Consider the following 25,583-nt stretch of genomic DNA (forward strand, 5'->3'; position numbering starts at 1 on the left):
TGCGTCCTGGACCTCTACGCCCGGGGTGAGCCGGCCGACCCGATCACCGTGTCCGCGGAACTGGAGCGGCGCGGTGAGCTGGCCAGGGTGGGTGGCGCACCGTACCTGCACACGCTGATCGCGACCGTGCCCACGGCGGCCAACGCCAGCTACTACGCCGAGATCGTCGCGGAGAAGGCGATCCTGCGCAGGCTCGTCGAGGCCGGTACCCGCATCGTCCAGTACGGCTACGGCGCGAACACCGGCTCGAGCGGTGATGTCTCGGAGGTCGTCGACCGCGCGCAGGCCGCCATCTACGAGGTCACCGAGCGGCGCACCAGCGAGGACTACGTCGCGCTGGAGGAACTGCTCCAGCCGACGATGGACGAGATCGACGCGATCGCCTCCCGCGGGGGCCACGCCCAGGGCGTGCCGACCGGGTTCGCGGATCTCGACGAGGTGACCAACGGCCTGCACCCCGGCCAGATGATCATCGTCGCGGCCCGGCCCGGTGTCGGCAAGTCGACGCTGGGGCTGGACTTCGCACGCTCGTGCTCGATCAAGCACGGCATGTCCAGCGTGATCTTCTCGCTGGAAATGAGCCGGATCGAGATCGTCATGCGCATGCTCTCCGCCGAGGCCCGGATCCGCCTCGCGGACATGCGCGGCGGCCGCATGTCCGACGACGACTGGACCCGGCTGGCGCGGCGGATGAGCGAGATCAGCGAGGCGCCGCTGTTCATCGACGACTCGCCGAACATGACGATGATGGAGATCCGGGCCAAGGCGCGCCGGCTCAAGCAGCGCAACGACCTGAAGCTCGTGGTCGTCGACTACATGCAGCTGATGACTTCGGGCAAGCGGGTCGAGTCGCGGCAGCAGGAGGTCTCGGAGTTCTCCCGGCAGCTCAAGCTGCTGGCCAAGGAGATCCAGGTCCCGGTGATCGCGATCAGCCAGCTGAACCGTGGTCCCGAACAGCGCACCGACAAGCGCCCGATGCTGTCGGACCTGCGTGAGTCCGGCTCGCTGGAGCAGGACGCCGACATGGTCATCCTGATCAACCGGCCGGACGCGTGGGAGCGGGACGACCCGCGCGCCGGCGAGGCCGACCTGATCCTCGCCAAGCACCGTGCGGGCCCCACCAGCACCATCGTCGTCGCCCACCAGCTGCACTACAGCCGGTTCGCCGACCTCGCACAGGGTTGAGAGCTATCCGTTCCAGGGGCTGCCCGGAGCGCGCCCAACGTCACCGCGGCTGGGTTCGCACGAGTTCGGCGAGTGCACCGAGGTCGGGCGCCGTCAGCGTGGCAGCGGGCGCGCCAGGCAGTTCGGTTTGGCCGGGCCGGGCAACGAAACCGGTGCGTAGTCCGGCTGCCTGGGCGCCGGCGATGTCCCAGTCGTGCGCGGCGATCATGATCGCCTCGTCGGCTCGGATGTCGTAGGCGTCGAGCACCTGCCGGTAGGGCGCGGCGGCGGGTTTGAGCGCACCCGCTTGTTCCGCCGAAAAAACACGGTCGAACAAACCGGCGAGCCCGGAGTTGGCCAACTGCGCTTCGATCGTCGCAAGTGGTGAGTTTCCCAGCGCCACCAACGTGAATCCGTCGCCACGCAGCCGCGCCAGCGCGTCCGGGACGTCGGGATGCGGCGGCAGCTCGCGAAGACCGGCCCCGATCCGCTGCCGTTGCGCGTCGTCGAACGGGCGGCCGTACCCGGCGGCGATCGCTCCCGCGGCGGCACCGGCGATCTCGGCGAAGTCCCGGTATCCACCTGTCGCGGTGACGGTCAGCGCGGTGTGGATGACCAGCGTGAACCATTCCTCCCGCGCGGTGGCCGAGCCGGTGAGGTCGAGGAACATCTCGTCCAGCGCGGTGAGATCCAGCAGGGTTTCGTTGATGTCGAATACGCACAGCACCGCGCGACCTCCTAGGTACTAGTTTTCTCGTACCTGAGGGTACGAGCTTTGTCGTACCCTGTCCACGTGCCCGTCGAATTCCCGCATCCCGCGCTCGCTGACGTCGGGCTGGACAACGTGCTTGCGGCCTTGTCGGATCCATCGCGCCGGCGCATCGTGCTGGAACTGGTGCACGGCGACGAAACCGAGCGCGCGTGCGCCTCGTTCGAGCTGCCAAGGGCCAAATCCACTCGCACCTACCACTGGCGCGTCCTGCGCGAGGCCGGGCTCATCCGGCAACGCGACGCGGGAAACGGCACCTTCGTCCGGTTGCGGGAGGACTTCGGCGAGCGGTTCCCCGGGTTGCTCGACGTGCTCGGCAAGCTTGATTCACGGCACGGCGAAACCTGAGGAGCGCAACCGTTCCTCGATGCGCAAGCGCTCCATGTCGCGCTCGATGCCTTCGGCCAACTCCGTCAGCCAGTGCGGCTCGTTGATGGCCCGGCACGCCTGGATCAGCAGGGCGTCGTATGCCTGGCGGGTGGCGCGGCGGCGGACGGCCGGGGCGTCAGGGGCGAGCCGCGTGAGCGCCCGGTGCACGCGGCGAAGATCCGCGGCGAGCTGTTCGATCGGTGGGGCGTCGGTCAGCGGCGGGCGACGGCGGCGGCTGAGCGCGGCGTCCGCGAGCTTCGGGAGTTTCAGCATGGCCCAGAAAAACACCGGTGGTATCGCCGATACCGCCAGATAAGCGATCAGGTTCCCGACCGGAACGGTCCCCGCCACGTCTCAACTCAACCACCGCCACTGGTGACCGGCCAGTCTGTACCGGTTCCGGCCTGAGGAATAACGACGCGCCCTCCGGCGTCAGCTACAGTAGTAGTTGAACTTTCAAACATGGAGGCTGCGATGAGTGCGACACCGGTGCTGTACCTGAGCCACGGTGCACCGCCGCTCGCCGACGATCCGACCTGGACCCGGCAGCTCGCCGACTGGTCTGCCGGGCTGCCCCGGCCCAAGGCGATCCTGGTGGTGTCGGCGCACTGGGAAGAGGCTCCGCTGACCTTGGGTGCCACCACGACCGTGCCGCTGGTCTACGACTTCTGGGGCTTCCCCGAGCACTACTACCAGGTCACCTATCCGGCGCCAGGCGCTCCGGAGCTCGCCGCGCGAGTCAGGAAACTCTTGCACAGCAACGAAACCCCGGTGCACGAAGCGCCCGAGCGCGGTCTGGACCACGGCGCCTACGTGCCGCTGGTGGAGATGTACCCCGACGCCGACATCCCGGTGCTGCAGATTTCCATGCCGTCGCTGGATCCCCGCGCGCTGTTCGAGATGGGACGAAAACTCAAGCCGTTACGCGATGAAGGCGTGCTGATCATCGGCAGTGGTTTCTTCACGCACAACCTCGCGGCGATGCGGGCGGTCGACGGCACGGACGGCGCCCCGCCGGCGTGGTCAGCCGAATTCGACCACTGGGGCGGGGAAATGCTGAACGCCGGCGACATCGACGCGCTGCTGGACTTCCAGCGCAAGGCCCCGGCCGCGACGCTGGCGCACCCGCGGATCGAGCACTTCGCGCCGCTGTTCGTTTCGCTCGGCGCCGGGATCGACGACGCCACACCGGAAACGGTGATCGACGGCTACTGGTACGGCCTGGCGAAACGCTCCGTGCAGCTCGGCTGAAAACGGGTCCGGGAGCGCCGTTGCTCCCGGACCCGCCTTCACGTGCTGATCAGAAGATCAGCCCTGGACGTGGATTCCCTTGCCGCTCACCAGGTCGGTGATCTTGGTGATGACGGAGGTGGGGTTCTCGTTCAGGCCCGAGACGCCTGCCAGGTTGCCCTGCGGCAGCACGCCCTGGATGCTCGCCGGACCGGCGGGCAGCTCGGTCGGCAGCACGCCCGACAGCGAGCCCAGCGCGTCGGTGCCCGGCAGCGAGCCCAGCGCGTCAGCACCCGGGAGCTGCACCGGCAGCGTGTTGACCTGGGGCAGGTCCGCACGCTTCTGGGTGGGCAGCGGCAGCGACTTCAGCGACGAGAACGTCGGCAGCTGGTGTGCCTGCAGCTCGGAGAGGGTGATCGGCAGGTCGATCTGCGGCGCGTGGTTCGCCACGGTGTCGACGGTGTCGTTCGTGGTCTCCTCGCCCACCGTGGCCAGCAGGCCCAGCGGGATGTCGTAGACCTGGACGAGCGCGCCGAGCGGGATCTGCTTGTTCAGCCCGGACAGCGAGTGCGTCGGGCCGGTCGTGGTGTCCGTGCCCGCGTCGGTCGCCGTCGTGGTGTTGTCCGCAACCGCGTGCGCGACGCCGCCGAGCGAAGCGGCAACGCCGAACACCTGAGCCACGGCCGACACCGGGACATCGAAGATGTCGCCGGCCAGCGCGCCGCCCACACCGGAGGTGGACTCGTCGCCGCCCGAGGTGACCTCGGTGTCGTTGATGCCGTTGCCGGTCGCGACGCCGCCGAGGCTGGCCGCGTCACCGAAGACCTGCGCGACCGGCAGCAGCTGGGCGCTGATGATGTCGCCCGCGATCGAGCCGCCGTCGCCGTTGGTCTCCGCGGAACCACCGGCGGTCGAAACGACGTCGTTGGTCGCGTCGCCTGCCGCGATTCCGCCGAGCACCGCACCGAGCCCGTCGACGGTGGCCGCACCGGCCGCCGGGACGTTCACGATGTTGCCCGCGATCGAGCCACCCTCACCGGTCGCCGTGGCGTCGCCGCCCGCGGTCGAGTCGGTCATGTTCTGGCTCGAGCCGCGTCCGATGCCCGTCAGCGCCGCGCCGAGGCCGTGTGCCTGGGTGGGCAGCGAAACCGGGACCTCGCCGAGGTTCCCGGCCAGGAAGCCCTCCTTGCCGTTGGCGTTGAGTTCGCCGCCCGCGGTCGAGGTGGTGTCGGTGCACGCCTCACCGACGCCCTGGCCGATCCAGGACGCACCGATGCCGAAGGCCTGGACGGGGAGCGAAACCGGGGCCGCGATCAGGTTGGCGCTGCCGGCACCGTGGTCGTCCTGGGTGTTGCCGCCACCACCGGCGGTGATGTCCTTGGTCTCGGATGCGGTGCCCGCACCCTGGCCGATCCAGGACCCGCCGACGCCGAGCACCTCGGCGGGCACAGCCACCGGGACCTGGGCCACGTTGCCCGAACCCGTCGAGTCGTTGCCCTGGCTGCCGTTGTAGCCGCCGGCCGTGACGGTCTTGTCTTCCGTCGCCGAGCCGGAGGCGTTGCCGATCCAGGACCCGCCGACGCCGAACACCTCGGCCGTGCCCGCGGGCTGCGCGCTCGCGCTGTTGCCCGCGACAAAGCCGCCGTTGCCGTTGGTGTAGGTACCGCCCTGACCCGCGGTCGCGTCGACGGTGTTCTCGCAGCCGCCCGCGTGTGCGTTGCCGATCCAGGTGCCACCGACGCAGAACACCTCGGCCGGGAGCGCGACGGGAGCGTCGGCGATGTTGCCCGACCCGGCCGACTCACGGCCGCTGGTGCTGGTGAAACCGCCGGACGTGGCGTTGCTGCCGATGATGGTGGCGGCACGCTCGATACCGCTGCCCGCGGTCGAGTTGCCGATCCACGCGGCCGCGTTGCCCACAACCGTCGCCGGGACGGCCGGCTGCGGCTGCGCGACGTTGCCGGCCAGGAACGACTGGTCGCCGTCGGTCGAGATGTACGTCGGGATGTCGCGGATCGGGCCCGGACGGGTGCCGCCCGCGGTCGCGTCGGCGGTCGAACCGCCGGCCGAGTCGGCGTCGCCGCCCCAGGAGATCGCGTTGTTCGAGACCTTGGCCGGCAGGGCGACCGGCACCCCGGCCACGTTCCCGGTGCCCGCACCCTTCGAACCGTGCGTGGCGATGGAACCGCCAGAGGTGGCGTCGCTGCTGCCGTTGAAGTCGGTCTCGGCGTGGCCGAGGAACCAGCCCAGCGCGTTGCCGGAAACCTGCACCGGGGTGGCGCCCTGCGGGGCGACCACGTTGCCGGCGAGCCCGCCGTTGGTGCCGTCGGTTGTGGTCTCACCGGTGGTGGCCGCGGACTGCGTCGCACTGCCGGAGGTCTTGCCGCTGCCGCCGAGGCCGCCCGCGTTGCCGGAGATCTGGATCGGAAGCGCCCAGTCGAGGTTCACGACATTGCCCGCGAGGCCGCCGCCCGCACCGGAGGTGCTGACGTCGGTGTTGTGCTCGTAGGTCTGCGTCTCGTCGGAGTCGACGGCCGCGTTGCCCAGCACACCGATCGCGTTGCCGGTGATCTGGATCGGCACCGCGACGTTGCCCACGACCTTGTTGCCCATGAACGGGTCACCGGTCGGCTCGATGCTCGGGGCAGCCTTGGGCTGGTCCGCGCGCTTGGTCGCGGCGGCAGCCTTGGAGACGGCGCCGTTGACCGCACTGGTCGCCGGAGCGGCGGCCTTCGCCAGGCCGGACTTGCTGACCGGGGCGACTGCCTTGTTCAGCACGTCCGTCACCGGCTTGGTGCTGATCTCCTTGTGGACCTCCGGCAGGTTGATCTGCTTGCCGAGGGTCCCGACGGCGTTCTTCGAGATGTCGACGGGGATGCTCGCGTTGATGTCGAGCGGTCCGGCCGGAGTGTCGGGGTTGACGTTCTCGTCGGCAGATGCGATGCCGGTACCCAGCATCAGCAAGCCACCCGTGACCAGCGCGGTCTGAATACCGCGCTTTGCCCAGGTCTGCATTGAGAATTTCTCCTTTTCCTTGGGTTCCCTTGCGGGGCTCATGAGATTCGGGTGCACGAACACCCGGGGGTCGCGGAAGAAACCGCGGGGAATGAGCGGGATGCAGGGAACACGCGACCGACCAGGAAAAGGCACGGCAAAAGGGCGCGTTCGCTGCCCCGCGTGTGAAATCAGTCAGGCGTGACGCCGGGCTGCGTGCCCGGCTCGACCGACGTGTGCCGGATGCCGAAACGCAGGGCGCGCAGCCGCTGCGTGTCGACGACGGTCAGCGCGTGGGTGGGGACACCCAGCACTGAACCGTCGAGGTGGCCACCGGAGGTGGAGCCACTGGGAATGACAGGGAATCCGGCCGGGGCCCACGGGCTCCGCGCCGGTGCGAACGGGGACTGGTCCCGGTTCGCGTGGTCATCCTTGCCGTGCTGCGCGGAGCGCAGGCCGGCGTGTTCGAACCCGCTGTGCTTACTGGAAAGGGCGACGGCGAACGGGCCCATCGGCGCGGCCGGGGCGGGGGCGGCGACAGGCGCCGCCGGAGCCACAGTGGCCGGGGTGTGGGATTCGCCGTCGTGCTTTTCAGGCAGCTGCGGCAGGTCGACCAGGCTCTTGCCACCGTTGTGGTGCAACAGATCCAGCACCGCTTGCGGCGGGGTCAGCGCCTGGCCGATCACCTGGGGGGCGTCCTGCGGCTTGCGTGCGACGTGCTCGGCGGAACCGAGCAGACGCTGGGCCGGGTGCAGGACCGCGGTACGGGTGAAGTCGTGCACCGCGTCGGAAACGTGCTGATCGCGCTCGACGCCGGTCCGGAACTGACCGGTGCCCATGCGGACCGCTGTGCCGGCCACGTCACCGGCGAGGTTGGAGGCGCCGGCGACGACATCGTCGGAGGTGCCCATCACCGCGTCGGTGAACGGGGTGAGCTGCTCGCCCGCGACGTCCTGCTGTGCGGAATCGTTCTGCTGCGCGGAATCGGCGGGCGGGGTGGCGACAGTTTCGGCGGAGGCACTTGCCGTGCCGATCGCCCAGGCGGCGGCGGTGCCTGCGACGGCACCACCGACGACGAGCAGCGCACGCGAGAACCAGCGGGCGGCACGTGCCGTGCCCCGCCGATTGGCCGCGTTGTACTGCTTCACCGTTCTCCTACCGAGAAATTCGCGCTCTGCAACCGTTCCTGAAATGACCTCAGGAGAGACTGGAACGGGCTTGTCTTGACGAGGTAACCAAATCGAGGCCTACCCGCGCATCCTGGGAAGCACTTGATGCCACGATCGTGTGAAGAACACTCGGTGTGGTCGGATGTCACCACGGGTCATCGGCACTGGGCGTGGGCCCGCCGGACGTGGAAACGGCCCGTTACAGCAGATTTCCACTGCAGCGGGCCGTTTCCTGTGTTCATCCGATTCAGCCCAGCGAGCCGGCCGCACCCTGGATGATCGACGGGATCGCACCCGCCCACGCGGAGCTGACCAGACCGGCGGCCCCGGCACCGGCCAGCGCGCCCGACTCGTTCCAGGCGTTCACGTAGTCGGCGCCGGTCGGGTGCGACGGGACGACCACCGGAGCGGTGATTTCGTCGGCCGAGGCGATGCCACCGGACATGCCGAGGATCCCGGCCGCGATCGCGACGGCGGCACCGGTACGCACGAGGGTCTTACGCATGATGGTTCTCCTTGGAAAAAGTGTTCGGGTGGAAGGAAAGTCGACGGTCAGCTCAGCCGAGGGAGCCGGCCGCGCCCTGGATGATCGACGGGATCGCACCTGCCCACGCGGAGCTGACCAGACCGGCGGCACCGGCACCCAGCAGCGCACCGGACTCGTTCCAGGCGTTCACGTAGTCGGCACCGGTCGGGTGCGAGGGCACGACCACCGGAGCGGTGAGCTCGTCGGCAGAGGCGATGCCACCGGCAAGGCCGAAGGCGCCGGCAGCCATCGCGGCGATGGCAACGGTACGGATCAGGGTCTTGCGCATGACAGGTTCTCCTTGCGTATTCGAACTTACGAGCCGATGGATGGAGGTATTCAGTTCGCGGCGCCGAGCGCACCCTGCACGATCGACGGGATCGCACCGGCCCAAGCCGAGCTGACAAGTCCCGCCGCGCCCGCACCGAAACAGGTGCCGGACTGGTTCCAGGCGTTGACGTAATCGGCTCCGGTCGGGTTTTCCGGCACCTTCGCCGGACAGGTGACCGATCCCTTGCTCGGCGCCGGTGCCGCGGGGGTGGCCGGAGCCGGGGCTGGTTTCGCCGGCTTCGCGGGCTTGGCGGGCCTCGGGTGTGCAGCAGGCCCGGGCAGACAGTCGCATCGCGTGTCGACATGGACGGTGTTGGCCACAGGGGCGGACTGCGGGTTCTCAGCCGCCATCGCGGTGGAGCCGAAGGCACCCAGCGCGAGGACGCCGGCCGCGGCCGCCACGGAAGCGGCGACGACCTTTCTGAACTTCACCAGTAATGCTCCTTGAATTCACCGGCGGCGAAATCGCAATGCTCGCGACTACGCCGCCTGCCGGGTTCCCGAAGAAACGCTTTCACGTCCCTCGGGATCAAGGTAGACGGGCAATACGAAAATTATCCACTCGGCTTACCCCATCGTGTGCCACCTGATCGGACTACTGCACAAAGCGTGAATAACGCCACCTCGGGCCCCGTTTTCCGGGCAGCAGAAAAGATGCCCATCCGTTTCGGATGCGCACCATTCCCGAGGTAATGAGGAAATCTCTATTGTTCCCGTGCGAGTGATCAAAGATTCGCAGATCGCAGGTGATCTTGCCGGATGGACACGCCCAGAGCGCCTGATCGAGTGACGGGAACGGGCTGGCTGGAAGCGCCACGCCCGTTTCGCCCGGGTCGCTAGGGTGGGCACGTGAACAACGGCCAGCGCCCCGTCTCGTCGCCCAGCGAGGATCCCGGCAGTTCAGCGGCGGTACCCCGCGGGCTGCGGGTGTCGGCCGCCTATGCCTGGCGGTTCCTGTTGGTCATCGCCGCGCTCTACGTGATCATCTGGTTGATCGGCAAGCTTTCCGTCGTCGTCATCCCGGTGTCCATCGCGCTGCTGATTTCGGCCCTGCTCGCGCCGGCGGTCGGTCGTCTCGTCGACGTGAAGGTGCCGCGCGGGCTGGCCACGGCGATCGTGCTGGTGGGCGGGCTGGCCGTGCTCGGCGGGCTGCTCACGTTCGTGATCATCCAGTTCACCGACGGGCTGCCGCAGCTGCAGACCCAGCTCAACAACAGCCTTTCGCAGGTGCGCGACTGGCTGATCAACGATCTGCACCTGCGCCAGGAACAGATCCAGCAGTTCATCGACAACGCGATCGGCTATCTGCAGAGCCACCAGGCCGCGATCACGACGAACGCGCTGACCACGGCGGGCACGATCGGCGAGATCCTCACCGGAATGCTGCTGACGCTGTTCGTCACGATCTTCTTCCTGGCGGGTGGCGAGCAGATCTGGGGTTTCCTGATGCGCGGGGCGCCGCGCGCCATCCGGAACCGGGTGGACGTGGCCGGCAGGCGGGGGTTCGCGTCGCTGGTCGCCTACGTGCGCGCGACAGCCGCGGTGGCGGTGGTGGACGCGACCGGGATCGGGATCGGGCTGTGGATCCTGCAGGTGCCGCTGGCTGTCCCGCTGGCCACGCTGGTCTTCCTCGGTGCGTTCATCCCGATCCTCGGCGCGTTCGTCACCGGCGCGATCGCCGTGCTGATCGCACTGGTCACCAAGGGGTTCATCACCGCGCTGATCGCGCTCGGCGTGGTGATACTGGTGATGCAGCTGGAAAGCCACATCCTGCAGCCGCTGCTGCTCGGCCGCGCGGTGAAGCTGCACCCGCTCGCGGTGGTGCTGTCCATCGCCGCCGGGCTCGTGGTGGCAGGGATAGCCGGGGCGCTGCTCGCGGTGCCGCTGCTGGCCGTGCTCAACTCCGGCATCAAATCCTTGGTGCACGAGAAGGATCCGCATCCCGAGGACGTGGACGTGCTGCACGATCAGGCCGCCGCACAGCCCGACGACGAGGAGCCCGAGGCCAAGGAAGAGGGCACCGAAGTCCGATGAGCCGTCATTTCGGCCCGACCGCCGTCGAACCGGCCACGCCACTGTGGTGGGGCGGGATCGGGCTGCGGATCCTGACCTTGCTGTTCGCGCTGGGCGCGGTGATCGTGCACGACAGCGACTACCAGCGACCGTGGCTGGCGTGGACGGTGCTGGGCGCGATGGCCGTCTGGACCGCGCTCACCAGCCTTGTCTACTCACGGGAAGCGCTGCGCTGGCGGTGGAGCTGGTTCGTGGTGCTGGACCTGGTGGTCACGTGCGGGTTGATGCTGACCTCGCCGTGGATCCTCGACCCGGCACAGCTGTCCGGGCTCGATCCGCTGATCACCACCGTGTGGGTCGCGGGGGTGCCGATCGCCGCGGGGGCCCGCTTCGGGCCGGTCGGCGGGGTGACGGCAGGGGTCGTCCTCGGTGCGGGCACGGCCGTCGCGCGGCAGGCGTTCACCCTCGACGTGGCCAGGGACGGGGTGCTGCTGATCGCCACCGGACTGTTGATCGGGATGAGCGCAACGACCGCGCGGAAGTCCGCTGCGGCGTTGCGTCAGGCGTGGCGCACGGAGGTCGCCAACGCCGAACGAGAGCGGCTGGCCCGGTCGATCCACGACAGCGTGCTGCAGGTGCTCGCCAGGGTGCGGCGGCGTGGCGCGGAGCTCGGCGGCGAGGCGGCTGAGCTGGCGGAACTGGCCGGGGAGCAAGAAATCGCACTACGCGCGCTGGTCACCACCGAACCCACCGGGCCGAGCACCGGCGAGACGGACCTTCGCGCCGCGCTGCAACTGCTGTCCTCGTCGAAGGTGCAGGTGGCCGCACCGGCAGGCGAAGTCAGGCTGCCCGCGCACAAAACGGCCGAGCTGGTCTCCGTCGTCCGGGAAGCGTTGTCCAATGTGGACAAACATGCCGGGCCGGCCGCGAAGGCCTGGGTGCTGCTGGAGGATCTGGGCACCGAGGTGGTCATCACGGTGCGGGACGACGGGCCGGGCATCCCCGAAGGCAGGCTCGACGACGCGGAGGCGCAGGGCCATCTGGGCATCGCGCGATCCATGCGGGGCCGGGTACTTGAGCTCGGTGGGACCATCACCCTGGACACCTCGCAGCGGCGGGGCACGGAGTGGGAGGTCCGGGTGCCGGCGAAATGATCTCGGTGATGGTCGTAGACGATCACCCCATCTGGCGGGACGGGGTGGCACGCGACCTGGCGGAGAACGGGTTCGACGTCCGGGCGACGGCTCCGGACGCGGCCGCGGCCGTGCGCATCGCCGCGACCGTCCGTCCCGACGTCGTGCTGATGGACCTCAACCTCGGCAGTACCTCGGGTGTGCAGGCAACGAGGGAGATCACCGCCGCGCTGCCGGACACCAGGGTGCTGGTGCTCTCCGCGAGCGGCGAGCACAGTGACGTGCTGGAGGCAGTGAAGGCGGGCGCCTCCGGCTACCTGGTCAAATCCGCGTCCGCGCGCGAGCTGGTGGATGCCGTGCACAGGACGGCGCAAGGAGATCCGGTGTTCACCGCCGGGCTGGCCGGTCTCGTGCTCGGCGAGTACCGGCGGATGGCCGACGCGCCGGCCGGCGGGGCGCCGCCACCGCGGCTGACCGAGCGCGAGACCGACGTGCTGCGGCTGGTCGCGAAGGGGCTCACGTCCCGGCAGATCGCCGAACGGCTGGTGCTCTCGCACCGGACGGTGGAGAACCACGTTCAGTCGACGCTGCGCAAACTCCAGCTGCACAACCGGGTCGAGTTGGCGCGGTACGCGATCGAGCACGGGCTCGATAAGGAGTGACAGAGTGGGGTTTTCCGGAACGGCGGGACTGTCGAGGGTGACGGGCGGATCGCGGATTGCGCCACACGACGGGGCTGCCGAACATTCTCTAGGGGTTTTTCCCGGATCCGCCCCTGGTTTTCCCCACTTACGCTGGAAGCATGGGTGAAGAGTCCGAGACGCAAACGGTGAGCCCGCGAGATCTGCGGGTGTCCGACGAGGAGCGCGAGCACGTCGTCGGGGTCCTGCAGAAGGCCATCGGCCGGGGGATGATCGATCTCGACGAGTTCACCGAGCGCACCGACATCGCGCTCGCCGCCCGCACCCGCGGCGAGCTGAACGCCGTCCTCGTGGACATCCCCGGGCTGATCAACCACGAACAGGTCACCGCGCCGCCCGCGTACGCCAGCTCCGACCAGCGCCTCGAACTGTCCGCGAAGTACTCGTCGCTCAACCGCAGCGGCCGCTGGATCGTGCCGCCGGAACTGGTGGTGCGCAACAAGTACGGCTCGACGAAGCTCGACTTCACCCAGGCGCAGGTCGGCTCGCCGACGGTGCAGGTGGAACTGGACGTCAAATGGGGTTCGGTCGAGGTGACCATCCCGGAGCACGCCTCGGTGGACCTGAATGCGATCTCCGAGCTGAAGTACGCCTCGCTGGAGGACAAGACCGGTTCGGACGGCAGGCCGGGCACGCCGAGGTTCATCTTTTCCGGCCGGTTGCACGGCGGTTCGCTGAACATCCGCAACCCGCGGCGCGGCCTGTTCTCCTGACGGTCAGGAGATGACCCGGAGCCTGCTGTGCGGCCGGAGTCGGTCGATGGCTCGCGCCGTCTGTTCGTCCGCGGGCAGGTAGACGATCAGCTGCTGATCGTCCGCCGTGAGTTCCATCGTCTCGCGGTCCAACCGCAGTTCCGGCCCCGCCGGATGGTTCAGCCGGAGCACCCCGCGCGACGGGACCCGAGTGTGGTTCAGCCGGCGGGTGAACTCGGGGCCGGCGATCGGGGCGAGTTCGGCGGTGAGCCAATCGGAGTTTTCGAGGGTGGGCCCCAGCCACAGGTCGAAGGCCTGCTCGTCGGCGATGGCGTCCCAGTCGGCGAAGAACGTCCGCGCACGGGGGTCGGTGAAGACGTAGCGGGTGAGGTTCGGCGCGTCCGCGTCGAGCAGGCCCGTCCCGCTGACCAGTGCCTCGTAGCCACTGGTGCGGGCGAGAATGTCGCCCAGCCGGTTGGTCACCATCGCGATGCCCGGTTCGAGGAGTTCGAGCGTCCGCCGGACGGACGGCCGGATTTCCCGCGGCGGTGGCGCAGGCTGGGGGTGGGCGGCGCATTCGCCGCCGGTGATCTTCGCGAGGTAGCGCAGGTGACTGCGCTCCGTGTGCGCCAGGCTGAGCGCGTCGGCCAGCGCGTTCAGCACCGACACCGAGGGGTTGCGGTCGCGGCCCTGCTCGATGCGGGTCAGGTATTCGACGCTGATCCCGGCCCGCGCGGCCAGGTCAGAGCGGCGCAGGCCCGGTGACCGACGACGGCCGCGTTCGGGCAGCCCGAGTGACTCCGGCTGGACGCCGTCGCGCTTGGCCCGGATGAAATCACCCAGTGGTGTACCCATGTTTCGAGCGTACGTCGACCGTGCGGTGCGCAGCGTGGCCCTCTCGGGGCCAGCCTGAGCACGGTCTGGTTGTGCCCCGCGGGAACCCGCATCGTGGTTCGCATGGAGAACAGACACAAGCTGCTGATCATCGTCGGAAGTGTCCGGGATGGACGGTTCGGACCCGTCGTGTCCTCGTGGGTGGCCGAACAGGCGGGTCTGCATGGCGGCTTCGACGTGCGAGTCGTGGATCTCGCCGAGATCGACATCCCGCTGGCTTTGCCTGCCGCATCGCCGAAGTTCGCGGGTGAGGACTACCCCCGTCCGGCCGGGATGGCGGCGCTGACGGAAGCATTGACCGAGGCGGACGCGTTCATTGTGGTCACGCCTGAGTACAACCACAGCTACCCCGCGTCGCTGAAGGCGGCCATCGACTGGCATTTCACCCAGTGGACGGCGAAACCGGTCGCGTTCGTCAGCTACGGCGGCCTCGCCGGTGGCCGGCATGCGGTGCTGCACCTGGAGAACGTGCTCACCGAACTGCACGCGGTGACGATTCGCGACGGACTCGCCTTTCCGAACTACTTCACCGCCTGGGAGGACGGCCGCCCGCTCGATCCGGAAGCACCCGGGTACGCCAAGACGCTGCTCGATCAGCTCGCCTGGTGGGCCAAAGCACTCCGGTCGGCGCGCGAGGCCGAGCCCTACCCGGCTTGAGCGGCGAGCCGGGCGGCGGCCGGATCGGCCGTGGTGAGCACCGCGGACGCGGCCTGCCGGCACTGTTCCTGTGTGACGGAAGCGAGCGACGCACCGACGGCCTTGATCGCGGCCGCGTTCATCGACAGGCTGGTCAAGCCGAGACCGGTGAGTACGCGCGCCAGCAAGGGATCCGCCGCCGCCTCGCCGCATACGCCCGCCGGTTTGCCGGTGGCTTCGGCGGCCACGCCGATGAACTTCAGCAGGCGCAGCAAACCGGGCTGCCAAGGGTCGTTCAGCGTGGCCACCGCGCCGAGCTGGCGGTCCGCGGCGAAGGTGTACTGCGCGAGGTCGTTGGTGCCGACCGAGACGAAGTCCACCGCGTCGAGGATCTCCTTGGCACACAAGGCCGCCGCCGGGATCTCGATCATCACGCCCACCCGCTCGATACCGGCGGCCCTGGCTCGTTCGGCGAACCACGCGGCCTCCGCGGCCGTCGCGACCATCGGCGCCATCACCGAGACTTCGGCGCCGGAATCCGTTGCGGCGGTCGCGATCGCCGCGAGTTGCCGGTCGAGCACCTCGGGCCGGTCGAAGGCGACGCGCAACCCGCGCACGCCGAGCGCCGGGTTCGGCTCGTCCTCCGGCGAAAGGAACGGCAGCGGTTTGTCCGCCCCCGCGTCCAAGGTGCGGACTATGACCGGCTTGCCGGCGAACGGCGCCAGCACGGCGGCGTAGGCCGCGCGCTGCTCGGCGACCGTGGGCTCGTCCGCGGCGTCGAGATAGCAGAACTCGGTGCGGAACAGGCCGACGCCCTCGGCACCGGCATCCGCCGCGGCCTGCGCGTCGGCGGGGGAGCCGACGTTGCCGAGCACCTTGACCCGGTGTCCGTCCGAAGTGGTGCCGACGCCGTCCCATTCGACCGGGCCCGAAGCCGTGGCGGCGAGCACGGGCGCGGCCGGGTCGACGACCTTGACCTGCCCGGTGTCCCCGTCCACCAGTAGCGCTTCGGCATCCAGCGCCAGCAATCCGCGGACCGCAACGACCGCCGGAATTCCCAATGCCCGCGCCAAGATCGCGGTATGGCTGGTCGGGCCGCCTTCCTCGGTGACGAGGGCGAGCACCTGCTTCGGGTCGAGCCCCGCGGTGTCGGCCGGTGCAAGATCACGCGCGACGAGCACGCTCGGCGTGGCCAGCTCCGGGACGCCGGGCGGCGCCACTCCCAGCAGTTCGGCGACCACGCGGTCACGCACGTCTTCGACGTCACGCACCCGCTCCGCCAGGTATCCACCCGCCGCGGCAAGGGTTTTGGCGAAGCCGTTGGCGGATTCGTACAACGCGCGCGGCGCCGGCAGGCCTTCGGCGGTGACCAGCCGCTCGGCCTCGGCGACCAGCGCCGGGTCGCCTGCCATCGCGGCGGTGGTCAGCAGAATGGTCGACGCCTCACCGGTGGCGGCTTCGGAAAGCGCTTCCAGCCGGGCTGCCACCGCCTGCGTCGCCGGGGCGATCCGGGCGGCCTCGGCCTGCGGGTCCACCGGTTTCGGCGCGGCCGCTGGTTCGCCGAGTGGCTCGGCGACGCGGACGACGGGGCCGCTGGCGCGGCCCGGACTCACGGCGACCCCGGTAAGTTCCGACATGGTCTAGACCATACCTTTCCGCTATCCCGACCAACAGCCCGTCGTGTCCCGTTCGACGAGCGCCTGGAAATAGGCTTGCACGTCTCGCGGCGGAAGGCAGATCCCGCGCTCCCGCAACCGCACGACCACCGGCAGTACCTCCTGCTCCCACCAGGTCTCGGCCAGCGTGCACCGGTCGGCCAGGCCGTTGCGGAAACCCCAGGCCTCGGCCGCGTCCGCCAGCCGCGCCCAGTGCGCCGGTTCGTCCAGCCACAGCCCGACGCGCACGTCATCGGGCAACGGAACGCGTTCCAGGAACATCCGCTCCGCCGTCTTGACCGGCAGGTCGGCCAGGGTGAGGCAGTGACTCGCGCACGCGATCGTGCAGATCCGGTGCACCCGCGCGGAAATGGTCTCCTGCCCGCGGGCACGGGCGATCGAAACACGGTGATGCCCGTCCTCGACGAAGTACAACTCGCCGAGCCGCACCAGCGAAACCGGGGGCAACTCGGCGTGGCTCGCGGCGAGCGTCTCCCAGCGCTCACGCAACGCCGGATTTCGCGGCCGGAAGTCCCGGTCGAAATCGCCCACCCTGGCCACCGTGCCGACAATCGCCCTTACGGGGACATCCCGGCGCCCCTCGTGGCTTTCGCTTTGCCTGCCCAGCGCGGCAACCGCCAGCTCCAACGGCAGGATCTCGAGCTCACCGGAACGCCCGGTCAGCATCGATCTCAGCTGGTCGAGATACGCGCGCCGCCACAGGGTGCCGAAGGTCGCCTGACTCACGTTGACGTAACGCGGATCACTCGGCGGGCATTTCCTCCGCCGCCGGATACGAGGGTTGTGCACCATGCCGGGTCACGGAGATCGCCGCGACCTGAACTGCCTTGCGCGCAGCCGTTTGGAGATCGTCCCCGGCGGCCAGCGCCGCCGCGAGCGCCCCGGTGAAGCCGTCCCCGGCGCCGGTCGTGTCCACGGCTTCCACCTTGGGGGAACGGATGTTCGTGCTGCCCTCGGCGGTGATCACCAGCGCTCCTTCGGCGCCGAGAGTCACCACGGCCGCGCGCGGGCCGAGGTCGAGCAGCTTCGCCGGATCGACGTCGGCGCCGAGCAGCCAGGCGGCCTCATGCTCGTTGACCAGCAGGACATCCAGCGCGGCAAGGGTTTCCGCGGAGATCTCGGCCGCGGGGGACAGGTTCAGCAGGGTGCGCACCCCGGCTTCGGTGGCGGCCGCGACGGCCTGTTCCACCGTGGACAGCGGGATCTCCAGCGAGGCGACCATCACCCGCGCGCCCTCGAATGCCTCGGCAAGCCCGTCGGTTCCGAGCGCGCCGTTGGCGCCCGGAGACACCAGGATCGAGTTCTCGCCATCCGGGGTCACGGTGATGTAGGCGATCCCGGTCGGCCGCCGCGTTTTGTGCACGAACTCGGTGCCGACACGCGCTTCGCCCAGTGATGTCAGCAGGATTTCACCGTAGGAATCCGCGCCGACCGCGCCGAACAGCGCCACGTCGGCGCCGAGCCTGGCCGCCGCGACCGCGGTGTTCGCGCCCTTGCCACCGGGTGAAACGGTCGTGTCGCCACCCAGTACGGTCTCCCCGGCGCCGGGCCGGCGCTCGGCCGGGACGACAAGATCGACGTTGGCCGAGCCGATCACCAGGACGTCGTGAGTCATGTGGTCAGTGTTTCCTATGCAAATGTGAAGAACTTTGTAACTTCTCACCGGTTGGATGCGACACTAGGGTAAGCGTCCGGCAGCACTCACCCGAACGGGTCAATTCCTCGGTCGGGACGTCCCGCAGGCCACCAACCGGACTCTCCCAAACTGTCCGCCCCCGGCCCCGCCGAGGACGGGCATCGGGTCGCCGGTACCGATCGCGTAGCCCCCCGAGCGATCGGTACCGGCGGCGCCCGGTTCCGCTGCGGAAAGCGCTCTCTCGCACGCTGTTCAAGCCATTGACCAGGCTTACCTTCACGTCCTGGCCATACCGGAACGGCCGGACTCCTAGAATGCCGGAATGGACAAGCCGACGCGCCGAGGCCGCGTACGGGTGGCGACCGACCAGGACATCAGGCGGACCGCCCGCACGTTGCTCATCGAGCGCGGGCCGGAAGCAGTCACCTTGCGGGCGATCGCGCGCGAACTGGGCATCACCGCGCCCGCCCTCTACCGCTACTACGGATCAAGAGACGACCTGATCAGCCACCTGCGCCGGGACGTCGTGACCGACCTCGGCGCGGAGCTCGCCGAAGAGGTCGCCGCGTTCGAGCTGGACGGCCCGGCGCAACTTTTCGCCATCTGCCGCGGATTCCGCCGCTGGGCGCTGACCCACACCAAAGAGTTCACGCTGGTGTTCGCCTCGCCGACCGGGGAGGTCGGCTCGGCGGCCGGCAGTGTCGCCACACTGAGCCGCGCCAACGAACCGTTCGGCCGGATTTTCCTGATGGCCGCCGGGCACATCCTGGCCACCCACCAGCTGACCATTCCGGCGGCCGAGGCCGTGCCGACCGAACTGCGCGACGATCTGGCGGCGTTCCAGGACGAACTGCTGTCCGTGCTGGCCCAGTCCGGAGTCGAGGTGCCGCCGGCGAAGATCGAGCTCGGCACCACCTACGTGATGATCCAGTTCTGGGCGCGCATCTACGGGCACATCACGCTCGAGGTGTTCGGGAACTACCCGATCCCGATGTCCAAACCGGACGCGGTCTTCGACGCGCTGCTGGCCGATCTCGCGAACGAGATCGGCATCGCGGCAGGCTAGAGCACCACGTTGACGAGCTTGCCGGGCACCACGATCACCTTGCGCGGCTCGCCACCGTCGAGCAGCGCGACGATCTTCTCGTCCGCCAGCGCCGCCGACTGCACGACGTCCTTGCCCGCGTCCGCGGCGACCGTGATCCGCGAGCGCACCTTGCCGTTGACCTGGATCGGATACTCCACCGACTCCTCGACGAGGAACTTCTCGTCCGCCACCGGGAACGGGCCGTGCACCAGGGTGTCCTCGTGGCCCATCCGGTGCCACAGCTCCTCGGCCAGGTGCGGGCACAGCGGGGCCAGCATCAGCACCAGCGGCTCGACCAGTTCACGCGGAGTGCCTTCGGCGGAGCCGTAGACCTTCGTCAGGTGGTTGTTCAGCTCGATCAGCTTCGCGCCCGCGGTGTTGAACCGCATTTCCGCGAAATCCTCGCGAACCCCGGCGATCGTCTTGTGCAGCTGTTTGCGGTCTTCCGTCGTCGCCTCGGCCTGGCTCACGCGCAGTTCGCCCGTCGTTTCGTCGACGACCAGCCGCCACAGGCGCTGCAGGAAGCGGTGCGCCCCGACGACATCCTTGGTGGCCCACGGGCGCGACACGTCCAGCGGGCCCATCGACATCTCGTAGAACCGGAAGGTGTCGGCCCCGTAGTCCGCCGCCATCTGGTCGGGCGTGACCACGTTCTTCAGGCTCTTGCCCATCTTCCCGTACTCCTGCTTGACCTCTTCGTCGCCGAAGAAGAACTTGCCGTCCTTCTCCACCACCTCGTCGGCGGGAACGTAGAAGCCGCGGGAATCCACATACGCGAAAGCCTGGATGTAGCCCTGGTTGAACAGCCTGCGATACGGCTCCTCCGAGGACACGTAGCCCAGATCGAACAGGACCTTCTGCCAGAACCGGGAGTACAGCAGGTGCAGCACCGCGTGCTCCACCCCGCCGACGTACAGGTCCACACCACCCGGGTCGTGCACGCCGTGCTCGGCAGGGCGCGGGCCCAGCCAGTAGCGCTCGTTCTCCGGGTCGACGAACCGCTCGGAGTTGGTCGGGTCCACGTACCGCAGCTGGTACCAGCAGGAACCGGCCCAGTTGGGCATCGTGTTGGTGTCACGCCGGTAGGTTTTGGGGCCGTCGCCCAGATCCAGCGTGGTCTCGACCCATCCCGTCGCACGCGACAGCGGCGGCGAAGGTTCGGAATCGGCCTGGTCCGGATCGAAGGTGCGCGGCGAGTAGTCGTCCACCTCGGGCAGCTCGACCGGCAGCATGCTCTCCGGCAGCGCGTGCGGCGCGCCGTCCTCGTCGTAGACGATCGGGAAGGGCTCGCCCCAGTACCGCTGGCGCGAGAACAGCCAGTCGCGCAGCTTGTACTGCACGGTGCCCTCGCCGTGGCCGTGCTCCTCCAGCCAGTCGATGATCGTCTTCTTGGCCTCGGCGACGTCCATGCCGTCCAGGAAGCCCGAGTTGATCGCCGCGCCTTCGCCGGTGTACGCCTCGCCCTCGAAACCCTCGCTCGGCTGGACCGTGCGGATGATCTCCAGGCCGAACTTCTCCGCGAAGTCCCAGTCACGCTGGTCCTGGCCCGGCACCGCCATGATCGCGCCGGTGCCGTAGCCCATCAGCACGTAGTCGGCGACGAAGACCGGGATCTCCTTGCCGTTGACCGGGTTCACCGCGGTGGAGCCGGTGAAGACGCCGGTCTTTTCCTTGCTCTCCTGCCGGTCCAGTTCGGACTTGCGGGAGGCCGCCAGCCGGTAGGCCTCGATCGCCGCGGCCGGGTGCTCCGCGCCGCCCGTCCAACGTTCGTCCACAGTGGACGGCCAGGCGTCGCTGGTCAGCTTGTCCACCAACGGATGCTCCGGCGCCAGCACCAGGTACGTGGCGCCGAACAGGGTGTCCGGGCGGGTGGTGAAGACCTCGATCGTCTCCCCGCCGGCCGCGAACTTGACCCGCGCGCCATGCGAACGGCCGATCCAGTTGCGCTGCATGGACTTGACCTTCTCCGGCCAGTCCAGCCTGTCCAGGTCGTCCACCAGCCGGTCGGCGTACGCGGTGATACGCATCATCCACTGGCGCAGGTTGCGGCGGAACACCGGGAAGTTCCCGCGCTCACTGCGGCCGTCCGGGGTGACCTCCTCGTTGGACAGCACCGTGCCCAGCCCGGGGCACCAGTTCACCGGCGCCTCGGAGATGTAGGCCAGCCGGTGCTCGTCCAGTACCGCCAGCTGCTCGGCGCGCGTCAGCTCGCACCAGCCGCGGCCGTCCGGGGTGCGGCGCTTGTCCTGCGCGTACTCGGTCTCCAGCTCGATAATGGGACGAGCTCGGCCGGCCTTTTCATCGTAGTAGGAGTTGTAGATCTGCAGGAAGATCCACTGCGTCCACTTGTAGTACTCGGGGTCGATCGTGGAGATCCGGCGCCGCTCGTCGTGCCCGAGCCCCAGCCTGCGGATCTGACGCAGGTAGGTCTCGATGTTCTCCTCGGTGGTCTTGCGCGGGTGCTGGCCGGTCTGCACCGCGTACTGCTCGGCGGGCAGGCCGAAGGCGTCGAAGCCCATCGTGTGCAGCACGTTGCGCCCGATCATCCGGTGGTACCGGGCGAACACGTCGGTGCCGATGAAGCCCAGCGGGTGACCGACGTGCAGCCCCGCGCCCGAGGGGTACGGGAACATGTCCTGCACGAAGAGCTTGTCCGAGGGCACGGGCTCGGCCGCGAGCGGGCCGGCCGGGTTCGGCGCGTGGTACGTGCCGTGGTCGGCCCAGTAGTTCTGCCAGCGCAGCTCGATGCGGCCGGCCGCCGCTGCGTTGTACCGGTGGCCGGGCGTTTCCTCGGTTGCCTCACTCACACGTCAATGGTATGACCCCGGCGGAAACGGTTAAGAGCCGACCGCGAAAGCCAGCACCTGGGTGACCTGCCTCGACGAGAAATTGTTGTCGCTCACCAGGATCAGGCTGCGCTCGCCGGTCGGCAGCCGCGGCCCCCACGTGATCCCCTCGATGTTGTCGACGGTGGACAGCGGGTAGTCGGACAGGTCGGCGACCAGCTTCTTCCGGACCGGCCGTGCCCCGGCCAGCGACTGGCCGAGCACGTTGGTCGCGCCGGAGAGGTCGGCCTCGTAGATCCGGATCTTGTCGCCGACGCCGCTGACGAACGACCGCTCCAGCACGTAGTAGTGCGTCGCGTCCACAGCCAGGATCGAGGAAACCCCCGTGCTGCCACCCGCCCCGGCGGCGAAGATCGGCTCCTGCGGGTAGGCGAACTGGGCCAGCACGGGGCCGAAGCGGCTCTGCACCGTGATCCGTGAGGTCTGGCCCTGGTCCGTGGTGGCGAGCGGGCCGTCCTGCAGCAAGGGACCCTCCAGCGCGCTGACCACGAGCGAGCCGGCCGCCGCGAAGGTCAACCCTTCCAGCACCAGGTTCTGCCGCGGGCCGGCGTCGGGCAGCATCCGTTCGTTCGCCGGGATCGGCAGATCACGGACGTATTCGCCGTCCCGCTTCGCCTCGCGCAGGGACGGGTCGATCAGGGTCGTCGCGGTGCGCTCGCCCTCCTGCGTCCAGTAGTAGTCGCCGGTCCAGGGGTCGACGCGCAGTTCTTCGGGGTCGACGGTCTGCTCGTTCTGCGGCAGGGCCGGGTCGTTCTGCGCCAGCGGCGGATAGGTGGCGCCGTCCGGGCGCAGGAACGGATGCGTGCCGGTGAACGTGACCGGCCCGAGTCCCTTGGCGGTGACGTCGAACATCGCCGTGTAGAAGCGGGCGGGCTGCAGCGCCGAGCGATCGTCGCTGATGAACGCGTACTGCCCGGTGCGCGGGTCGTAGTCGATGCTGGACAGGCCGCCCACCGTGGTGCCTTCGAACGCGAGCCCGTTCGGCACGATCTGCTCACCGAGAAACCGCACGCGAGCTGGGGTGGCCTCGGCCGGTGCGGCCAGCGCGGTGAGGGACAGGGCACCGATCAGGGCGACGGAAAGCGCGCGACGCGACATGGCCTGCAGCACACCGGATCAGGGTGACCAACAGGTTGATTGCGGATCACACTTATTCTTGCTTCGTGTTCCTCGTCGCGCTGCTTCCCATCGTGCTCGGTGTCGTCGTCGGCTGGGGTGGTCTCCTCGGCTGGCGGGAAAAGCTGCCGCGCGACCGCGGCGCCGGCGTGCGGACGGACGCGACCCTCCGCTCGGACGAAGCGTTCAAGCTCGGCAACAAGGTCGCCGGGCTGCCGACGATCGTCGCCGGGGTAGTCGGCGTGCTGGGCGGGATCGCCGGGCTGGTGATGCCGGGGACCGCGGGCACGATCGTGGCCACCGTCGTCGGCCTCGTCGGGATGGTGGCGCTGGTCGTGGCCGGTGGGCTGCTCGGGCACCGCGCGGCGCTGGGTGTGCCCGCGCCTGTCCCGGCCGGATGCGCCGGGTGCGCGTGCGGTGGGTGCTCGCTGCAGAAGGCCTAGCAGCGCTTCGATCGGCGGCGGTGGTCGGGCGAGGGGCTGGCCCTAGTTTCGTTGCAGGTCGCCGGGGTGGGTGGCCAGTAGAGCCGTCGGCACTCCCTGGCGTCGCAGCACTTGGCCCCACAGATCACGTTCCGGCGTGGCCAGCACATCGCTCGGCAACGCGGGCACGATCAGCCAGTCGCCACGGTCGATCTCGCCAGCCAGCTGGCCGGAATCCCAGCCCGCATAACCCGCGAACACCCGAAGCCCGCGAACCTTCGGCACCAGCAGATCCGGATCGGCGTCGAGGTCCACCAGCGCGACCGGCCCACGCACGCCGATCAGTCCCGGCACCTCCGAAGCCGACTCCCCGGTGCGCAGCGCGGCCAGGCACAACGCCGTCTTCTTCTCCACCGGGCCGCCGACGAACACCGATTGCGGTTCCACCACGTGCCGGCCCCAGCTGGGCAGCACGTCGTCGACCGGCACGTCGCTCGGGCGGTTCAGGACGACGCCGAGCGTGCCCTCCTCCCGGTGGTCGATGATGAACACGACCGTGCGCCGGAAATTGGGGTCGAACATCGTGGGTGCGGCGACCAGGAGCGAGCCCGGTTCAACCTCGGCGTCCGCTGGCACGGGAGCCATGATCCCACCTGCCGTCCGAACCGGACGCGGGGCGCGGGAACAACACGCCGCCCTGCTCCGTTGGACTGGATGACCGGCGCACTCCGTGTCCCCCGGGCCCACTTGAGAAGAGCCTTTGTGGAATACCGTCCGGCTGGAGCCACACTGCGCCACGCCGCCGAGAGGCGACCAAGTGCGCCGGTCCCAAAACTTCCGTTTCGAGCAGACCGGGAACACCTTCCGGCACCGTATGCTTGCCTGCTGTGACGGCAAGCGCGGAAACCCCGACGAAGGCCGGTCCGCGTGCCTTCCTCGCGATGCCCGGCTTCCGCCGGCTGCTGTTCACCCGCTTCGCCGCGCAGTGGTCCGACGGCGTGTTCCGTGCCGGGCTGGCCGGCGCGGTGCTGTTCAACCCGGAGCGCGGCGCCGACCCGTTGACCATCGCGGGCGGGTTCGCCGTCCTGCTGTTGCCGTATTCCGTGCTCGGCCCGTTCGCCGGCGCGCTGCTCGACCGGTGGGACAGGCGCCGGGTCGTCCTGCTGGCCAGCTTGCTGCGTGGGCTGGCGGTGATCGGCGCCGCGGTCGCGGTCGGTTTCGGTCTCGCGGGTGTCGAGCTGTTCGTGCTGGCGCTGCTGGTCGAGGGGATTTCCCGGTTCGTGGGCTCGGGTATGTCGGCCGCGCTCCCGCACGTCGTCCCCAAGCACACGCTGGTCACGGCGAACGCGCTGGCCACCACCACCGGAGCGATGATCTCGGTGCTCGGCGGCGGCTGCGCGATCCTGCTGCGCGCGCTGTTCGGCTCGGGTAACAGCGGTTCGGCGTGGACGACGTCGTTCGCCGTGCTCGGTTCCCTGCTCGCCGCCGCGATCGTGGCCCGGTTCGCCCGCGGCGGGCTCGGCCCCGACGCGGTTGACGAGCCTGCGGACCCAGTGCTCGCTGTGGCACGCGGGCTCGCCGACGGCGCCAAGGCCGCGGTCGCCGCCCCGACCGTGACGGCCGGGTTCATCGCGCTGTTCGCGCATCGGGCCTCGTACGGAGTTTCCTTGCTGCTGACCGTTTTGCTGATGCGCTATGCCCTTTCCGACGTCGGCGTGCTCAAGGCCGGGCTGCCCGGTCTCGGCCAGATGGCGGTGATGGCGGGCGCCGGGATTCTGCTCGCCGGGTTCTGCACGCCTCGGCTGGTGGCCAGGTTCGGCCGGCATCGCGTGGTGCTGTGTTCGCTGGCACTGGCGGCGGTCGCGCAGTTCGGGCTCGGGCTGCCGATGGTCCTGCCGACCGTGCTGCTGGCGTCGTTCCTCATCACCGGCGCCGGTCAGGTGCTGAAACTCTGTGTCGATTCGGCGATTCAGCGCGATGTCGGCGACGAGTCCCGCGGCCGGGTCTTCGCGCTCTACGACACCCTGTTCAACATCACCCAGGTGGCCGCCGTCGCCGCGGCAGCCGCGGTGACCCCGCTGGACGGGCGGTCGGCACTGCTCCTGATCATCGCCACCGCCGTGTATCTGCTGGGCGGGCTGGGCTATCTCCTCGCGATTCGGCGGAATCCCGCGTCCTGA

General features: G+C 69.3%; 25 protein-coding genes. 11 read left to right on the plus strand and 14 right to left on the minus strand.

Annotation, left to right across the window (positions count from 1 at the left end; genetic code table 11):
* Positions 1-1,185, plus strand: a 1,185-nt coding sequence (gene dnaB / locus VHD82_RS07380) for a replicative DNA helicase (RefSeq protein WP_325698466.1), incomplete at its 5' end; no start/stop codon positions are given.
* A 40-nt stretch (positions 1,186-1,225) separates the two neighbouring features.
* On the opposite strand, the gene VHD82_RS07385 is transcribed toward dnaB, so the two are convergent.
* Positions 1,226-1,891: a haloacid dehalogenase type II gene (locus tag VHD82_RS07385; protein ID WP_325698469.1), complete on the minus strand. Its 666-nt coding sequence runs from the start codon at positions 1,889-1,891 to the stop codon at positions 1,226-1,228.
* Between the two features lie 66 nt (positions 1,892-1,957).
* Between VHD82_RS07385 and VHD82_RS07390 the strand changes: the two genes are divergently transcribed.
* Positions 1,958-2,281, plus strand: coding sequence for a helix-turn-helix transcriptional regulator (locus VHD82_RS07390; RefSeq protein ID WP_325698472.1), 324 nt, complete (start codon positions 1,958-1,960; stop codon positions 2,279-2,281).
* Here the strand turns inward: VHD82_RS07390 and VHD82_RS07395 are convergent.
* Positions 2,261-2,653: a hypothetical protein gene (locus VHD82_RS07395; protein WP_325698475.1), complete on the minus strand. Its 393-nt coding sequence runs from the start codon at positions 2,651-2,653 to the stop codon at positions 2,261-2,263. The two genes, VHD82_RS07390 and VHD82_RS07395, sit on opposite strands and share 21 nt — an antisense overlap.
* 123 nt (positions 2,654-2,776) lie before the next feature.
* Between VHD82_RS07395 and VHD82_RS07400 the strand changes: the two genes are divergently transcribed.
* On the plus strand, positions 2,777-3,553 hold the full coding sequence (locus VHD82_RS07400) for a class III extradiol ring-cleavage dioxygenase (protein WP_325698478.1): 777 nt from the start codon (positions 2,777-2,779) through the stop codon (positions 3,551-3,553).
* A gap of 57 nt (positions 3,554-3,610) precedes the next feature.
* Here VHD82_RS07400 and VHD82_RS07405 read toward each other — a convergent pair whose 3' ends face one another.
* The 5 genes from VHD82_RS07405 to VHD82_RS07425 form a co-directional block, all read right to left on the minus strand.
* Positions 3,611-6,547 carry a hypothetical protein gene (locus tag VHD82_RS07405; RefSeq protein WP_325698481.1) on the minus strand — a complete coding sequence of 979 codons (2,937 nt, stop codon included), beginning with the start codon at positions 6,545-6,547 and terminating at the stop codon, positions 3,611-3,613.
* Between the two features lie 170 nt (positions 6,548-6,717).
* The gene (locus VHD82_RS07410; RefSeq protein WP_325698484.1) at positions 6,718-7,674 is read right to left on the minus strand and encodes a hypothetical protein; all 957 of its coding nucleotides are present in this window, start codon (positions 7,672-7,674) and stop codon (positions 6,718-6,720) included.
* A 268-nt stretch (positions 7,675-7,942) separates the two neighbouring features.
* Positions 7,943-8,200 carry a hypothetical protein gene (locus tag VHD82_RS07415; RefSeq protein ID WP_325698487.1) on the minus strand — a complete coding sequence of 86 codons (258 nt, stop codon included), beginning with the start codon at positions 8,198-8,200 and terminating at the stop codon, positions 7,943-7,945.
* A 52-nt stretch (positions 8,201-8,252) separates the two neighbouring features.
* Positions 8,253-8,510 (minus strand): hypothetical protein, encoded by a 258-nt coding sequence (locus tag VHD82_RS07420; protein ID WP_325698490.1) that lies wholly within the window; start codon positions 8,508-8,510, stop codon positions 8,253-8,255.
* A gap of 50 nt (positions 8,511-8,560) precedes the next feature.
* Positions 8,561-8,983 (minus strand): hypothetical protein, encoded by a 423-nt coding sequence (locus VHD82_RS07425; RefSeq protein ID WP_325698493.1) that lies wholly within the window; start codon positions 8,981-8,983, stop codon positions 8,561-8,563.
* Between the two features lie 417 nt (positions 8,984-9,400).
* Between VHD82_RS07425 and VHD82_RS07430 the strand changes: the two genes are divergently transcribed.
* The 4 genes from VHD82_RS07430 (at position 9,401) to VHD82_RS07445 (ending at position 13,111) form a co-directional block, all read left to right on the plus strand.
* A complete protein-coding gene (locus VHD82_RS07430) occupies positions 9,401-10,585 on the plus strand; it encodes an AI-2E family transporter (RefSeq protein WP_325698502.1) in 1,185 nt (394 codons plus the stop codon).
* A complete protein-coding gene (gene macS / locus VHD82_RS07435) occupies positions 10,582-11,718 on the plus strand; it encodes a MacS family sensor histidine kinase (RefSeq protein ID WP_325698505.1) in 1,137 nt (378 codons plus the stop codon). The genes VHD82_RS07430 and macS overlap by 4 nt, the downstream gene beginning before the upstream one ends.
* Entirely contained in the window at positions 11,715-12,359 is a 645-nt protein-coding gene (locus VHD82_RS07440; RefSeq protein ID WP_325698508.1) for a response regulator transcription factor, read from the plus strand. Before macS ends, VHD82_RS07440 begins: the two co-directional genes overlap by 4 nt.
* A 140-nt stretch (positions 12,360-12,499) precedes the next feature.
* On the plus strand, positions 12,500-13,111 hold the full coding sequence (locus VHD82_RS07445) for a DUF1707 domain-containing protein (protein ID WP_325698511.1): 612 nt from the start codon (positions 12,500-12,502) through the stop codon (positions 13,109-13,111).
* 3 nt (positions 13,112-13,114) lie between these two features.
* Here VHD82_RS07445 and VHD82_RS07450 read toward each other — a convergent pair whose 3' ends face one another.
* Positions 13,115-13,945, minus strand: coding sequence for a helix-turn-helix transcriptional regulator (locus VHD82_RS07450; protein WP_325698514.1), 831 nt, complete (start codon positions 13,943-13,945; stop codon positions 13,115-13,117).
* A gap of 102 nt (positions 13,946-14,047) precedes the next feature.
* On the opposite strand from VHD82_RS07450, the gene VHD82_RS07455 reads away from it, so the two are divergent.
* Positions 14,048-14,641 carry an NAD(P)H-dependent oxidoreductase gene (locus tag VHD82_RS07455; RefSeq protein WP_325698517.1) on the plus strand — a complete coding sequence of 198 codons (594 nt, stop codon included), beginning with the start codon at positions 14,048-14,050 and terminating at the stop codon, positions 14,639-14,641.
* Here the strand turns inward: VHD82_RS07455 and ptsP are convergent.
* The 3 genes from ptsP to VHD82_RS07470 are packed head-to-tail and all read right to left on the minus strand — an operon-like array spanning position 14,629 to position 17,911.
* Entirely contained in the window at positions 14,629-16,257 is a 1,629-nt protein-coding gene (gene ptsP, locus VHD82_RS07460; protein ID WP_325698520.1) for a phosphoenolpyruvate--protein phosphotransferase, read from the minus strand. The genes VHD82_RS07455 and ptsP overlap by 13 nt on opposite strands.
* Positions 16,258-16,278: 21 nt before the next feature.
* A complete protein-coding gene (locus tag VHD82_RS07465; RefSeq protein ID WP_325698523.1) occupies positions 16,279-17,022 on the minus strand; it encodes a hypothetical protein in 744 nt (247 codons plus the stop codon).
* Between the two features lie 16 nt (positions 17,023-17,038).
* Positions 17,039-17,911, minus strand: a complete 873-nt coding sequence (locus VHD82_RS07470; protein ID WP_325698526.1) for a ribokinase — start codon at positions 17,909-17,911, stop codon at positions 17,039-17,041.
* Between the two features lie 343 nt (positions 17,912-18,254).
* Here VHD82_RS07470 and VHD82_RS07475 point away from each other — a divergent pair, with 343 nt between their 5' ends.
* Positions 18,255-18,998, plus strand: a complete 744-nt coding sequence (locus tag VHD82_RS07475) for a TetR/AcrR family transcriptional regulator (RefSeq protein WP_325698529.1) — start codon at positions 18,255-18,257, stop codon at positions 18,996-18,998.
* Here the strand turns inward: VHD82_RS07475 and leuS are convergent.
* Both leuS and VHD82_RS07485 read right to left on the minus strand, forming a co-directional pair.
* Positions 18,995-21,826, minus strand: coding sequence for a leucine--tRNA ligase (gene leuS, locus VHD82_RS07480; RefSeq protein WP_325698532.1), 2,832 nt, complete (start codon positions 21,824-21,826; stop codon positions 18,995-18,997). The two genes, VHD82_RS07475 and leuS, sit on opposite strands and share 4 nt — an antisense overlap.
* Positions 21,827-21,856: 30 nt before the next feature.
* Positions 21,857-22,963 carry an esterase-like activity of phytase family protein gene (locus tag VHD82_RS07485; RefSeq protein ID WP_325698805.1) on the minus strand — a complete coding sequence of 369 codons (1,107 nt, stop codon included), beginning with the start codon at positions 22,961-22,963 and terminating at the stop codon, positions 21,857-21,859.
* Positions 22,964-23,028: 65 nt separating this feature from the next.
* Between VHD82_RS07485 and VHD82_RS07490 the strand changes: the two genes are divergently transcribed.
* Positions 23,029-23,424: an SdpI family protein gene (locus tag VHD82_RS07490; RefSeq protein WP_325698535.1), complete on the plus strand. Its 396-nt coding sequence runs from the start codon at positions 23,029-23,031 to the stop codon at positions 23,422-23,424.
* 42 nt (positions 23,425-23,466) lie between these two features.
* Here the strand turns inward: VHD82_RS07490 and VHD82_RS07495 are convergent, their stop codons facing one another.
* Positions 23,467-24,048: a YqgE/AlgH family protein gene (locus VHD82_RS07495; RefSeq protein WP_325698538.1), complete on the minus strand. Its 582-nt coding sequence runs from the start codon at positions 24,046-24,048 to the stop codon at positions 23,467-23,469.
* Positions 24,049-24,344: 296 nt separating this feature from the next.
* On the opposite strand from VHD82_RS07495, the gene VHD82_RS07500 reads away from it, so the two are divergent.
* Positions 24,345-25,583, plus strand: coding sequence for an MFS transporter (locus VHD82_RS07500; protein WP_325698808.1), 1,239 nt, complete (start codon positions 24,345-24,347; stop codon positions 25,581-25,583).

Source organism: Amycolatopsis sp., assembly GCF_035546795.1.
Lineage (GTDB): Bacteria > Actinomycetota > Actinomycetes > Mycobacteriales > Pseudonocardiaceae > Amycolatopsis_E.

Excerpts from the sequence above, each read along its gene's own strand:
- VHD82_RS07445 (WP_325698511.1), top strand. The coding sequence starts at position 12,500 with ATGGGTGAAGAGTCCGAGACGCAAACGGTGAGCCCGCGAGATCTGCGG.
- VHD82_RS07495 (WP_325698538.1), bottom strand. The coding sequence starts at position 24,048 with ATGGCTCCCGTGCCAGCGGACGCCGAGGTTGAACCGGGCTCGCTCCTG.
- VHD82_RS07450 (WP_325698514.1), bottom strand. The coding sequence starts at position 13,945 with ATGGGTACACCACTGGGTGATTTCATCCGGGCCAAGCGCGACGGCGTC.
- VHD82_RS07475 (WP_325698529.1), top strand. The coding sequence starts at position 18,255 with ATGGACAAGCCGACGCGCCGAGGCCGCGTACGGGTGGCGACCGACCAG.
- VHD82_RS07420 (WP_325698490.1), bottom strand. The coding sequence starts at position 8,510 with ATGCGCAAGACCCTGATCCGTACCGTTGCCATCGCCGCGATGGCTGCC.
- VHD82_RS07455 (WP_325698517.1), top strand. The coding sequence starts at position 14,048 with ATGGAGAACAGACACAAGCTGCTGATCATCGTCGGAAGTGTCCGGGAT.
- VHD82_RS07440 (WP_325698508.1), top strand. The coding sequence starts at position 11,715 with ATGATCTCGGTGATGGTCGTAGACGATCACCCCATCTGGCGGGACGGG.
- VHD82_RS07485 (WP_325698805.1), bottom strand. The coding sequence starts at position 22,963 with ATGTCGCGTCGCGCGCTTTCCGTCGCCCTGATCGGTGCCCTGTCCCTC.
- VHD82_RS07500 (WP_325698808.1), top strand. The coding sequence starts at position 24,345 with ATGCCCGGCTTCCGCCGGCTGCTGTTCACCCGCTTCGCCGCGCAGTGG.
- VHD82_RS07415 (WP_325698487.1), bottom strand. The coding sequence starts at position 8,200 with ATGCGTAAGACCCTCGTGCGTACCGGTGCCGCCGTCGCGATCGCGGCC.
- VHD82_RS07400 (WP_325698478.1), top strand. The coding sequence starts at position 2,777 with ATGAGTGCGACACCGGTGCTGTACCTGAGCCACGGTGCACCGCCGCTC.
- ptsP (WP_325698520.1), bottom strand. The coding sequence starts at position 16,257 with ATGTCGGAACTTACCGGGGTCGCCGTGAGTCCGGGCCGCGCCAGCGGC.
- macS (WP_325698505.1), top strand. The coding sequence starts at position 10,582 with ATGAGCCGTCATTTCGGCCCGACCGCCGTCGAACCGGCCACGCCACTG.
- VHD82_RS07470 (WP_325698526.1), bottom strand. The coding sequence starts at position 17,911 with ATGACTCACGACGTCCTGGTGATCGGCTCGGCCAACGTCGATCTTGTC.
- VHD82_RS07405 (WP_325698481.1), bottom strand. The coding sequence starts at position 6,547 with ATGCAGACCTGGGCAAAGCGCGGTATTCAGACCGCGCTGGTCACGGGT.